The following is a 12,651-nucleotide window of genomic DNA, read 5'->3' on the forward strand; positions in this document are numbered from 1 at the left end:
TCCCTCGGCTGAGCCGAGGGAAGGAGGCCTTCACGCGTTTCGGGAACGCAGGATGCCGAACCCGACCAGGGCCGCGGACAGCACCGTGAGGGCGAGACCCGCGTAAGTGGTCGCCGTCAGGAAGTCGGCCGAGTGCAGGGCCGCGGTCAGCGCTCCGGGGAAGGCCAGCGCCAGGATGGTGCCGCTCGACGCGATGCCGATCCCGGTCGTGACCTCGCCGGCGGTGTCGACGAGCGCGGCTCCGATGGTGGTCCGGTTCGTGGGCAGGCCTCGCATGACGTTGGTACCCGCGACGACGCCGACCACCCGCATCCCCGCCGCGACCAGGGCGAGCGCGACGGCGATCCAGGCATAGCCGAGTCCGCCGAACACGGTGTAGACCGCGAGCCCGCACACGACGGCGGCGGCGCTGAGCCAGGCGGCCTTGGTGAGCCCGACGCGGGTGATCAGCGGGCTGATGACGGCGCCGCCGGCGATGAGGACGACGACCTGGGGCAGCATCCCCAGCGCCGCTTCGGCCGGCGCCCAGCCGAGACCGAACTGGAGGTGCAGCGTCACGAGGTAGCTCAGTCCGGCGGTCGCCAATCCGGCCGCCGCCTTCAGCGCCAGGCCGCTGGCCACGAGTGGCCTGGCGACGAGTGCCAGGTCGAGCAGAGGATGCCGGGCGGTCTTCTCACGGACGACGAAGCAGGCTCCGGCGACAAGGGCGGCTGCGGCGGCGCCCCACGGCAGGGCCGAGGAGGTTCCGGCTTCGACGAAGAACGTGGGAGCGAGCAAGGCGAGGACGATCGTCCCGGTTCCCAGGACGGCGCCCGCGACGTCGATCGGTTCGCGGTGCAGGCCGGCGGGATCGTCGGCGGGGATACCGGTCCGGATGCCGAGGAACGCGAGCGCGGCGACCGGCACGTTCACCAGCAGCAGCGCCTGCCACGGCGCCACGGTGAGCGCGAGCCCGCCGGCGGTGGGGCCGACGGCGAGGCCGATCAGGCCCACCGTCGAGATCAGCGTGGTCGCGCGGACGCGCAGGACGTCTTCGTCGAACAGCCGGAAGGCGAGGGCGAGGGAACCCGGCGTCGTCATCGCGGCCGCGACACCCATGAGCGCGCGGACGGCGATCAGTTGCCACGCGGCGGTGACGACCATCGTGGCCAGGCTCGCCACGCCGAGCAGGACGAGACCGGTGAGCATGATCTTGCGCCTGCCGATCCGGTCGGACAGCGCGCCGAACGCGAGCATGAGACCACCGAACACGACGGAATACGCGCCGGTGATCCATTGCAGGGTCGTCGTCGAGGCGGCGAGTTCGCGGCCGATGGTCGGCAGCGCGACGTTGAGGATCGAGTTGTCGAGCATCTCGAACAGGAACACGGCCGAGAGCCCGGCCAGCGCGGGCCATTTCTCGGCGAGAGCGGGGGTACGCAAAGGGTCTACTCCTTCGGAATGAAGGAGTGACGGTTCGTTCGATCCCGCGTATGCGCGTGCTCAGCGAGGTGAGCACGTTTCTACCCCGATGGCTCCAGCCTACTGCACTCGTGAGTGTCAAGGACGGTTAGGGCCAACGCACCTACTGGTCAAAGTCCGCCATCCGCAGCCTCAGCAACACCAGCGGCCGCGCGTGAGCAACGGCGTGACTCGGGTGATCAGGGACGTGACTCGCGTGTTTGGAGGCCGCACTCGGGTGTTCCGCCTCTGATCACGCGAGTTCCGGCTTCGATCACGTGAGTGCGGTGCCAGGTCCTTGTGAGTGGTGAGGACGGTTAGGGCAAGGAGGCCTTCACGGACTTCTCGATCGCCACCCACGGCTCGACAACACCACCAGCTTCAGCAGTGACGCGTAAGGGCACCTTCCCGAAGTACATGAAGGCCCCCTTCCTTGCGTCTAGCGCAAGGAAGGGGGCCTTCATGTACTTCGGGTGAGCAAGGGCGGCGGCGCGGCGGTCGTGAGTGGCGATTCGGGTTAGAACCGTCCTCGCCACTCACGAGACCGGTGGGCGAGTCAGGCCGCGGCGCCCCGCACCGCCAGTTTCTGCACGTCCATGTACAGGCACCCGGCCGTCGTCGGCTGCGGCGAGCAGGGCCTGTCCGGATAGAACGACAGCTGGTTGGACGAAACGGTCAGCCGCACGAACCGCACCCCGGTCGCGCTGCCCGGAGCGAGCTGGAGCGCGGTGAGCTTGTTCAGGTCGGCGGGTTTGAAGTCGCCGGTGCCCGCCTTCACCCAGGTCGTGCCGTCCGCCGAGGTCTCGACCGTGACGTCCTTGGCCGCGGCGGGCGGGTCGTCGCCGCAGACATTGGTCGGATCGATCTCGATGGCGCTGACGTTGACCGGTTTGCCCAGCTTGATCGTGACGAACCGCGTCTCGATCTTGCCGTCGGGCCCGACGACCTTGTCGGTCGACCAGCCGCCACCGCCGAGCGCCGACGAGGCGACGAGATCACCAGGACCGCAGCCGTACGGGGTGAAGTCCTCACCGTTGAACGCGGTGACGCCGGCGCCCGCGTCGCCGGACGCCCAGTTGAACCGCAGCGCCCAGTCGACCTTGGTGGTTCCCGACCGCACCGAGACCGCGCGGGTTTCGCTGTCCGCGCCGCCTCCGGAGGCGTAGACCTTCGGATAGGTGCCGGGGAGCACGCCGGGGATGGTGTAGCCGCCCGCGGCGTCGGTGACGGCGGCCAGCGAACCGGCGAAACCGGAGTCGTGCCCGCTGAACCGGACCGCGACGCCCGCGATCGGGGTGCCGCTGTCGCGGTTGGTGACCTTGCCGGTCACGGTTCCGGTCGGGGTGCCTGCCGGCGGCGGGGTGGAGAAGTCCTCCGCGGGCGCGGTGTCGGCGCCGGTGATCGACGCGGCGAAGTAACCCATGCCGCGGGCGGCGAACGTCTTCCACAGTTTGGCGTGCGCGCGGCCGCCGTTGATCACCGTGTCGGCCTGCAGGATCGCGTTCCGCATGTCCAGGAACGACGGCGCCGCGGGCGAAAGCTCCATCGCGCGGGTGACCAGCGCCCGCGTCAGCTGCACCCCGAGCGCCGAGCGGACGTCCCACAGCGTGCTCGCCCAGATCTCGCCGTCGGCGTGGACCTCCGGGAAGCCGATGATCCGGCCGAGGTCGCCGTAGGTGTAACCGCCGGGACCGGCACCGGGCGTGCCGGGGCACTGCGGGGCACCGGCGCCGACCGGGCAGTCCAGCGGCTGGGTGCGGGCGAGAGGAACGCCGTTGCTGACGTAGTCCCCGCCGAGAAGCTCACCCGGTGCCGAGGTGTCCTTGATCGCGTTGCGTCCGACGAGGTAGTCGAAGGCGTACCAGTCGCTCCAGGCCTCGCCCATGGAGCCGGACTGCAGGGAGCTCAGGGTGGAGTTGCCCTGTGCGTCGACGACGAGCCGGTTGGACAGGCCGTGGGTGTACTCGTGGTGGATGATCGTGGCGTCGTCCGCGGAGTTCGCCGCGAGGAACGGGTCGGTCGGGTCCCTCGGGTCGCGGAACAGGAACATCCCCATCGTCGGCGCATGGCCGTCCGGCGGGGTGCCCATGAACGCGTTGTTGTAGTAGCCCGGCGTCTGCGCGCCGAGCAGGGTGTGGACCTGGACGGCGTCACCGTCGACCTTCTCGAAGTTGCCCGCCTCGCGGGTGAAGCCGATCGGGAACGACGCGAGGTGGTCGTGGAAGCTCCCGACGTAGGCCAGCGCCTGTACGGCGTTCTGTTCGCGGTTCTTCGCCCACGAACCCGGTGTCTTCGGGTCCCAGGAGCAGGGCCTTGCCGTCGAGCACGGCGGGCCGACGGCGGCGTTGAAGTCGCTGAACTTGTAGCGGAAGGTGCCGTCGGTGTTCCGGCCGATTTCTTCCTGCGGCTGGAACTTCTGGTCGCCGTTGACGTCGGCGGCGACGTGCGCGACGTTGCCGTCCAGTGTCTTGGCGTCGGCGGGCAGCCAGCCCTTCTGGCTCAGGTTGACCTGCTTCTGCGGCCCGGGCTGAGCCTCCCAAGCGAGGCCCTTGGCTCCGTCGGCGTCGTTGGCGTGGTTCACCAGGTTCTTGCGGTAGAGCAGTTTCCCGGTGCCGGCGTCGGTCACTTCCTGGAACATCTGGTCCACGGCGGGTTTGGTCAGCGTGTACCAGGCGGGACGGATGCCGTCGCCGGTCAGGAACGCGACCTGTTTCGAGTCGGGGCCGGGCGCGGCCAGCGTCGCCGCGCCGAGTGACGCGGGAAGGTCGCGCACGGGCGCGCCGTCCAGCTGGATCAGCCTGCCGTCCTTGGTGACGTGTGCCTTCAATCCGTTGCCGAACACCGGAACGGCGCCGACGGACTGGGTGAAGGACAGATGGTGTGTGCCTTCGACGTCGACGTAGTCCTTGCGCAGGTTCAGTTTCGCGGTGTCGGCGGCGCTGAGACCGACGAGGTCTTCCTTGTCCCGCAGGTAGTTCAGCACGATGTCGCGGGGTGACCTGCCGCTCGGTCCGGTGAGGAAACCGTCGGTGCGGGCCAGGATCCGGGGTGTGCCGGTCAGCTCGTCGAAGTCGAGCAGGGCCTGGTTGCCCAGTTCCGCCCGCGCGGTCGCGACGGAGTTCGCCCGCGACGCCGCGAGCCGGTCTCGCGCGGCCAGGACGCGCGGACTGGTTCTCGCCGTGTCACGGACATCGACGTCCTTCCCTGATCTGTCCGGTGTGGTGTGCACGGCGCCCGGTGCCGGTGCCGCACCGGCTTGGGGCGCCGTGACCAGCGCTAATACGGTGATGGCGGTCGCGGCGCACAGCGAGGCACGCGAACGCGACGAACGTGACGTCACTCCAGACCCCTCTCTCGGTGGTGACGCAGACGTTCCATTCGTACCGATACAGTCACAGTGGACGTCAGCGCCGATCAGGTACGGCAATCCCGGTGAGCGGTACCCCTGGCAGGATGGTGTCCACAGTGGATTCAAGAGGGATTCGTAGGGGACGATGGACAGCGCGACGGAATTCGAGCGGCTGAGGCCCGCCATGTTCGGGCTCGCGTATCGCCTGCTCGGTTCGGCCGCCGAGGCGGAAGACGCCGTTCAGGACGCGTATCCGAAATGGGCGGGCGCCGAGCGCGAGTCGATCGGCTCACCACGGGCGTGGCTGGCGAAGGTGGTCACCAATCTTTGCCTGAACCGGCTGACGTCGGCCAGGGCGCAGCGCGAGCGCTACGTCGGGCCGTGGTTGCCCGAGCCGGTTCTGACCTCGACCGACGTGCTCGGTCCGTTGGAGACGGCGGAGCAGCGGGATTCGGTGTCGCTGGCGATGCTGGTACTGCTGGAGCAGCTCAGCCCGGTGGAGCGCGCGGTTTTCGTGCTGAAGGAGGCCTTCGCCTACAGCCATCGGGAGATCGCCGGGATCCTCGACGTCTCCGAGGTCAACTCGCGTCAGCTGCACAGCCGTGCGCGAAAGGCGTTGGACCGCACGGATGAGCGACGGGTTTCGAACCCGCGCCATCACGAGAAGCTGGTCGAGAGCTTCCTGTCCGCGGCGCGGGACGGCGATTTGCCCGCTTTGGAGAGTCTGCTCACCGCCGACGTGACGGCGTGGTCGGACGGTGGCGGCAAGGTCACCGCGGCGCGGCGTCCCGTACACGGCGCGGCCAAGGTCGCACGGCTGTACGCCGGGATGTTCGCCGGCGCCGGCCAGGTGTCGATCGAGATCCTCGAGGTCAACGGCGGCCCGGCGGTGGTCGCGACGGCCGGTGACGCCCTGTTCGGCATCCTCGGGTTCGAGGTGGTGGACGGCCGGATCCGCGGGCTGCGCGCGGTCGGCAATCCGGACAAGCTCGCCTTCCTGTCGGGGCAGCTGTCACGTTCCGGATGGCCCGCTGGTTCTTGAGGGTGAAAGCTCTCGAGAAGGAGGATCAAGGTGGCGAACCCGATTCTGGTGACCGGCGGTACCGGCGATCTCGGCCGCGAGGTGGTGCGGCGGCTGGCGGCCGAAGATCGGCGGGTCCGCGTCATGAGCAGGCGCCCGCGGCCGGCGGACGTGCGGCACGAGTGGGCGCGGTGCGACCTGAAGACCGGTGACGGTCTCGCCGAGGCGGTCGACGGTGTGTCGGCGATCATCCATTGCGCGTCCACGCTGGGCCGCGGGGACGAGCAGGTGACGAGGAACCTGGTCGAGGCGGCGAAGCGGGCGGGACGTCCGCACGTGGTGTACATCTCGATCGTCGGCATCGACGTGATCCGGTTCTTCTACTACAACGAGAAGCTGGCCTCGGAGAAGGTGATCGAGGAGTCCGGTCTGCCGTGGACGGTGCTGCGCGCGACGCAGTTCCACGAACTCGTCGCGCGAGCCTCGTCGGCGCAGCGGCGGCTGCCGGTGACGATCATGCCGTCGGGCTTCCGGTTCCAGCCGGTCAGCACCGGCGATGTCGCGGACCGGCTGGTCGCGCTGGCGTCCGGTGAGCCGTCGGGGCGGGTGGCGGACATGGGCGGCCCGGAGGTGCGGAGCGCGCGTGACCTGGCGGAGGCGTATCAGCGCTCGGTGGGGCGCCGGAAGCCGATCGTCTCGCTGTGGGTGCCGGGTAAGGCGGCCAGGGCGTTCCGGGCGGGCGGCAACCTGACCCCGGAGAACGCGACCGGTGTGGGCACCTTCGAGGAGTTCCTCTCTACCCGCGTTTAGTCCTCTGGATGCGGCGCACCGAGCCGGGCTCACGCGCGGGAGTTACGGTGGCCTGGTGACGATCACCGGGTTCTTCTCCTCCTTCGAAACGGGTGATCCGCAGCCGGTGGATCCGGCCTTGCGTGTCGGCACCGGACCGCGTTCGTCGCCGACGGCGAAGCCCGGCGTCGGGTTCACCGGCGCGCACGCGCTCCGCTACGAGAACACGCTGCGCGCGACGGTGTTCGAAGTGGACGTCGAGGTCACCGGCCACACCGAACTGTCCTATGTGGTCTTCCCGGAGGCCGAGTCCGACGTGCCCGGCTATCGCGGCACCTTCGTGGCGCTGGACGTCGAGTTCGACGACGGGACGTCGGCCGGGTTCAGCGCCACGGAGCAGGGCCTGGGCAAGACGCTGTACGTGGACCAGTGGAATCTCGTGCGCCGACGGCTGGGTGCGTTCGCCGGACGGCGGATCACCCGGATCGTCCTGGTCAGCGAACCGCCGGACGGCGAAAGCGCGGGCTGGGTGGACGACGTCCGGCTCGCCGAGCGCACGATCGAGATCCGTGAGCCGGTCGACCACGTCCGCACCACACGCGGCACGCATTCCAGCGACAAGTTCTCACGGGGCAACAACTTCCCCGCGACGGCGATCCCGCACGGCTTCAACTTCTGGACCCCGGTCACCGACGCGAGCGCCACCAACTGGATCTACGGCTACCACGGGCACAACGACGCCGAGAACCGTCCGGCGCTGCAGGCGTTCGCGCTGTCACATCAGCCGAGCCCGTGGATGGGCGACCGGCACACCTTCCAGGTGATGCCGGGCATCGGCCCGGTGGAGGCCGACCGGTCCCGCCGCGCGCTCGCGTTCTCCCACGACGACGAGATCGACCGGCCGCATTACTACGGTGTCCGGTTCGCCAACGGCGTCACCACCGACATCGCCCCGGCGGATCACGCGGCGCTGTTCCGCTTCACCTTCCCGGGTGATCGCGGCTGGCTGTTGTTCGACAACGCCCGCAACCGGGGCGGTGTGCGCCTCGACGCGGCGAACGGCGTGGTCACCGGGCACACGTGGGTCCGCAGCCGGTTGTCGGCGGGGGCGCGGCAGATGTTCGTGTACGCCGAGTTCGACGTCCCGGCCGAACGCGGCGGGAGGATCCGGCGTCCGGTGTGGCGCACGGTGACCGGGTTCGTGGAGTTCGCCGCGGGTGAGGTGACGATGCGGATCGCGACGTCGCTGATCAGCCTCGCGCAGGCGAAGCGGAACCTCGACCAGGAGATCCCCGCCGGGACGACCTTCGAGCAGGTCCGTGACCAAGCCCGCGCCCGGTGGTCCGAGGTGCTGGACCGGATCGAGATCGAGGGCGCGACCGAGGATCAGCGCACCACGTTCTACTCCAACCTCTACCGGCTCTTCCTGTATCCGAATTCCGCGCACGAGGACACGCCGAAGGGCGTCCGTCACGCGAGTCCGGTGATCCGCCGGTGGTGGCCGAGCACGCGCACCAAGACCGGCGCGAAGGTCGTAGACGGCGAGATGTACGTCAACAACGGCTTCTGGGACACCTACCGCACCACGTGGCCCGCGTACGCCCTGCTCACCCCGGGCCGGTGCGGGCGGATGATCGACGGGTTCGTCCAGCAGTACCGCGAGGGCGGCTGGATCTCGCGCTGGTCCTCCCCCGGCTACGCCAACCTCATGACCGGCACCAGCTCCGACGTGGCGTTCGCCGACGCGTATCTCAAGGGCGTGCGAGGCTTCGACGTCGAGGCCGCCTACGAAGCGGCGCTGAAGAACGCGACCGTGACACCGAGCGGCCAGAGCGTCGGACGGAAGGGGCTGCACGAGTCGATCTTCCTCGGGTTCACGCCGACGTCGGTCCACGAAGGCCTGTCGTGGGCGCTGGAGGGCTGCGTCAACGACTTCGGCCTCGCCAATTTCGCCGAGGCGCTCGGGCGGAGCGACGACGCCGCGTACTTCCGGCAGCGCTCGCAGCAGTACGCGAACCACTTCGACCACCTGATCGGGTTCTTCCAGGGCCGCAACCGTGACGGGAGCCGGCATTTCGGTGCCGCGGGTTACGACCCCGAGGCGTGGGGCGGCGACTTCACCGAGACGAATTCCTGGAACACCGCGTTCTCCGTCCCCCACGACGGCGCCGGGCTCGCCGCGCTGCACGGCGGCACCGAAGCGCTGGAGTCCAAACTGGACACCTTCTTCGCGACCCCGGAGACCGGCCGCAAACCGGGTTCCTACGGCGGGCTGATCCACGAGATGACCGAGGCCCGCGACGTCCGGATGGGACAGTACGGGCATTCCAACCAGCCGTCGCACCACATTCCCTGGATCTATCACCACGCGGGCGCGCCGTCGAAGACGCAGCGGATCGTGCGGGAAGTCCTGCGGCGGCTCTATGTCGGGAGCGACCTCGGCCAGGGTTATCCGGGCGACGAGGACAACGGCGAGATGTCCGCCTGGTACGTCTTCGCCGCGCTCGGGTTCTACCCGCTTGCGATGGGCAGCCCCGGGTACGTGATCGGCTCGCCGCTGTTCACGAAGGCGACCGTCCACCTGGAGAACGGGAAGGACCTGGTCGTCGAGGCGCCCGGCAACACGGAGGACACCGTGTACGTCCAGGGGCTGACGATCGACGGGCGACCCCACGACAGCAGCGCGCTGTCGCATTCCGTGCTGGCCGAGGGCGCGGTGCTGAAGTTCGCGATGGGCGAGCAGCCGTCGGAATGGGGCCGCTCCCCCGCCGAGCCCGCCGCCCCGGGCCCGCTCACGGACATCACGGTGGCCGACGGCCCCCTGTTCGACGACACCACCAAGACCGAGATCACCTTCCCCGTGCGCGAACCCGTCATCGAGTTCCCGGTCGAGGACGCCTCGCGTGAGGTCGTGATGTACACGCTGACCTCGGGAAGCCGGCGGGGTGACCCGCGTTCGTGGGTGCTGGAGGGCTCCGACGACGGCGAGCAGTGGACGCTGCTGGACCAGCGGGAAGGTGAGCGGTTCCGCTGGCGGCGTCAGACGCGGCCGTTCGCCCTCGCCGGGCCGGTGAGGCACGCCCGATACCGTCTTCGCGTCACCTCGTCCACCGCCCGGCGGGTCACCCTCGCCCAAGGAGAGCTGCTCGCCCGATGATCTCCCGCATCACCCAGGCCACGACCGACCGTCTGGTCGCCTCCGATCCCGGCCTGGTCCGGCTCCGGCTCGGTTTCTCGGCCGTGCTCAGCATCGTGGTCGCGGTGCTGGCCATCCTGCCGTTCCACCAGCCGCTCACGGTCATCCTCGTCGCCGCGATCGCTGCGATGACGTCCGCCTTCACCGTCAACGACGAGACCCCGGGGAAGCAGGCGGTGACGCTGATACTCGGGCTGGTCCTCGGTGCGGCGTCGCTCACCGCGGCGAGTGTGGGCTCGGCGGTGCCGCCGCTGGACAGCATCGTGTTCGTGTTGCTGATCTTCGTCGCGGTCTACGCGCAGCGATTCGGTGCACGCGGGATCGCGCTGGGTTCGCTGTCGTTCTTCCTGTTCTTCTTCGCGATGTTCCTGCAGACCCATTTGAAGCAGGTCCCGGTGCTGCTGCTGGCGCTGACGATCGGGATCGCGGCCAACGCGGTGGTCCGGTTCGTCCTGCTGCGCCGGCATACCGACGCGGAGTTCCTGCGGATCCGGCGGGCGTTCCGGGCCCGGCTCGCCGCCGTGGTGCGCGCGGCGGAGGACCACCTCGCGGTCGGCGGCAGCGAGCGCACCCGCAAGCGGCTCCGCACCACGAACGCCCGGATGCACGAGTCCGTGCTGCTCATCGAGGACACGGCGCCGGAGGTCACCGGCGCGGATTCGGTGAACCGGCTGCGCCGCCGGGCCATCGAGGTCGAGCTCGCGGTGCAGTGGCTGACGATCACGGTGCAGCGCACCTGCGCCGAGGATCTCGACGACGTCGTCCGCGACGATCTGATCGCGCGGATGCGGCGGTTCCGGTCGCTGATCGAGCGCGATCCGCGGGAGCTGCCGCTGATCAGCGAGACCGAAGAGTTCAGCAAGATGCTGGTGGAAGGCAGCCGGATCGACGAGCACGCCGCGCCCGGTGACGGCGTCCGGCGCGCGCTCGCCGAACTCGCGCTGGCCGACGTGCGCGCGCAGCGGGTCGCCGAACACGACGTCTCCGATGCCGTCGACGATCCCGAGGACCCCGACGAGGAGAAGTCGTCGGCGTTCGCCTACGACAACCAGACGCGCAGCGCCATCCAGGCCGTCGTGGGTGGCGGGCTCGCCGTGCTCGGCGGGGAACTGGTGTCGAGCCAGCGGTGGTACTGGGCGGTACTGACCGTGTTCGTGGTGTTCATCGGCTCGTCGACCGCGGGGGCGACGTTCGTCAAGGGCGTCCGGCGGATCGGCGGCACGCTGATCGGGATCGTGGGCGGGCTGGTGCTGACGCTGCTCGTGTCGGGCAGTGTGCCGGCGACGTTGGCGCTGATCCTGGTGTGCGTGTTCGGCATGGTCTACATGGCGCGGGTGTCGCAGGTGATCATGGCGTTCTTCATCACCAGCATGCTCGGGCTGCTGTACAGCCTGTTGGGGACGTTCAGCCTCGAGGTGCTGTGGATCCGCGTGGCGGAGACCGCGGTCGGCGCGGCGGCCGGGGTGCTGGCGGCGGTGGTGATCGTGCCGGTGCGCACGCGCGCGGTGATGCTCGACGACGTCTCGGCGTTGCTGGAGGAACTGGACGAGTTCGTCGAGAAGACCGCGGGTCTGTTGTCCGGTGCGGAGAACGTGAGCGTCATCGAGAAGTCGCGTGACCTGGACCGGGCGGTGGACAAGGTCCGCACGACGATCGAGCCGCTGACGCATCCGGTGAACCTCAGCAGCCGCCGGGACTACGGCTGGCACGTGCTCACGACGGTGGAGACGATCGCGTTCCGCGCCCGGCACGTCGCGGCGCGGTCGCAGGCGGGGCTGCTGCTCAACGAGGCGGACCGGCTGCTGCTGTACACCGGGCGGATCCGGGCGAACACCGCCGTACTGCGGGAGGCGATCGGTGATCCCGGCGGTTCGGGGCACGGGACGCTGGTCCGGGACGACGGGACGCCGGTGGCGGACCGGATCGACGATCCGCGGGCGCGTTCGGTGCTGACGAGTCTCGGGCATCTGGACGAGACGGTGATCGCGTTGGGGCGGGTGTTCGGGGTGGAGGCCACCGATCCGGAGCCGTCCGGGAAGCCGTGACGTCCCAGGTCGGTCCGTGAAGACCCCTTCCCCAAGTACATGAAGGCCCCCTTCCTTGCGCTAGACGCAAGGAAGGGGGCCTTCATGTACTTCAAACCATCCGCGAGCACTCACAAGGTTTTCAGGGGTCAGTTCTTCGGTTTCGGGCAGTTCTTCCACGAGAAGTGGTACGTGGTCTTGATGGAACCGTCGGTCGAGTCCATGGTGACGAAGCTGGTGGTCTTCTTCGGATCGGAAGTGCCGACCGCGGCCCGCAGTTCCGTGTTGATGTTGAAGTTCCGGTCCTCACCACAGGGTTTGTAGACGATGGCACCGACTTCGATGTCGTCGGTGAACTGCCAGTTGTCCTCGAACGGGCCTTTGAGACTGTGGTTCACGTACGACGTCGGCGAATTGCCTTGGAAGTAGTAGTTGGCGCGTTCCAGTCCGGTGGCTCCCGCGGCCAAGGAGGCGAAGCCGCGGTAGTCGGTGCCCGCGATGCCGTAGGTGAATCCCTGCGGCACGTGGACGTAGAGATTGAGCTGACAGTTCTTGCGCAGATCGGTCGGTTTCGCGCCGACGCCGACCTGGGCGGTGTATTCGCTGTAGGTGACGGTGAACGCGGTGTTGTCCGGCGATACGGAAACGGCCGCCGTACCGGGTTTGCATCCGGTTCCGTTGACCGTCACGACGTCGATGACTATCTTGTCGGACGGCAACGGGGGCGGCACCCACGCGTTCGGGGTGACGACCGAGGAGAAAAGCGTTACGGCAGCGACCAGCACGTTGAGCATGGGATCCTTCCCAAAGCTTCGACACGGCGGGATCGGCG

General features: G+C 69.0%; 7 protein-coding genes. 4 read left to right on the plus strand and 3 right to left on the minus strand.

Annotated elements, in window-relative coordinates; all coding sequences use genetic code 11:
• Window positions 1–30: 30 nt before the first annotated feature.
• Both AMK34_RS05120 and AMK34_RS05125 read right to left on the minus strand, forming a co-directional pair.
• A complete protein-coding gene (locus tag AMK34_RS05120; RefSeq protein WP_073843289.1) occupies window positions 31–1,422 on the minus strand; it encodes an MFS transporter in 1,392 nt (463 codons plus the stop codon).
• 574 nt (window positions 1,423–1,996) lie between these two features.
• Window positions 1,997–4,780 (minus strand): M36 family metallopeptidase, encoded by a 2,784-nt coding sequence (locus AMK34_RS05125; protein WP_083649741.1) that lies wholly within the window; start codon window positions 4,778–4,780, stop codon window positions 1,997–1,999.
• A gap of 154 nt (window positions 4,781–4,934) precedes the next feature.
• Between AMK34_RS05125 and AMK34_RS05130 the strand changes: the two genes are divergently transcribed.
• From AMK34_RS05130 to AMK34_RS05145, 4 genes are read left to right on the plus strand one after another with little or no spacing between them, the layout of a single operon-like run.
• Window positions 4,935–5,831: an RNA polymerase sigma-70 factor gene (locus tag AMK34_RS05130; RefSeq protein WP_073843291.1), complete on the plus strand. Its 897-nt coding sequence runs from the start codon at window positions 4,935–4,937 to the stop codon at window positions 5,829–5,831.
• A 30-nt stretch (window positions 5,832–5,861) separates the two neighbouring features.
• Window positions 5,862–6,620, plus strand: coding sequence for an SDR family oxidoreductase (locus tag AMK34_RS05135; RefSeq protein WP_073843293.1), 759 nt, complete (start codon window positions 5,862–5,864; stop codon window positions 6,618–6,620).
• Window positions 6,621–6,675: 55 nt separating this feature from the next.
• Complete coding sequence (locus tag AMK34_RS05140) at window positions 6,676–9,756, plus strand: GH92 family glycosyl hydrolase (RefSeq protein WP_073843295.1); 3,081 nt, start codon at window positions 6,676–6,678, stop codon at window positions 9,754–9,756.
• Window positions 9,753–11,840: an FUSC family protein gene (locus tag AMK34_RS05145; RefSeq protein WP_143202336.1), complete on the plus strand. Its 2,088-nt coding sequence runs from the start codon at window positions 9,753–9,755 to the stop codon at window positions 11,838–11,840. Before AMK34_RS05140 ends, AMK34_RS05145 begins: the two co-directional genes overlap by 4 nt.
• Before the next feature lie 128 nt (window positions 11,841–11,968).
• On the opposite strand, the gene AMK34_RS05150 is transcribed toward AMK34_RS05145, so the two are convergent.
• Window positions 11,969–12,613 carry a DUF4360 domain-containing protein gene (locus AMK34_RS05150; RefSeq protein WP_038513238.1) on the minus strand — a complete coding sequence of 215 codons (645 nt, stop codon included), beginning with the start codon at window positions 12,611–12,613 and terminating at the stop codon, window positions 11,969–11,971.
• Window positions 12,614–12,651 lie beyond the last annotated feature (38 nt).

Source organism: Amycolatopsis sp. CB00013 (genome assembly GCF_001905755.1).
Classification (GTDB): domain Bacteria; phylum Actinomycetota; class Actinomycetes; order Mycobacteriales; family Pseudonocardiaceae; genus Amycolatopsis; species Amycolatopsis japonica.

Excerpts from the sequence above, each read along its gene's own strand:
- AMK34_RS05145 (WP_143202336.1), top strand. The coding sequence starts at position 9,753 with ATGATCTCCCGCATCACCCAGGCCACGACCGACCGTCTGGTCGCCTCC.
- AMK34_RS05150 (WP_038513238.1), bottom strand. The coding sequence starts at position 12,613 with ATGCTCAACGTGCTGGTCGCTGCCGTAACGCTTTTCTCCTCGGTCGTC.
- AMK34_RS05130 (WP_073843291.1), top strand. The coding sequence starts at position 4,935 with ATGGACAGCGCGACGGAATTCGAGCGGCTGAGGCCCGCCATGTTCGGG.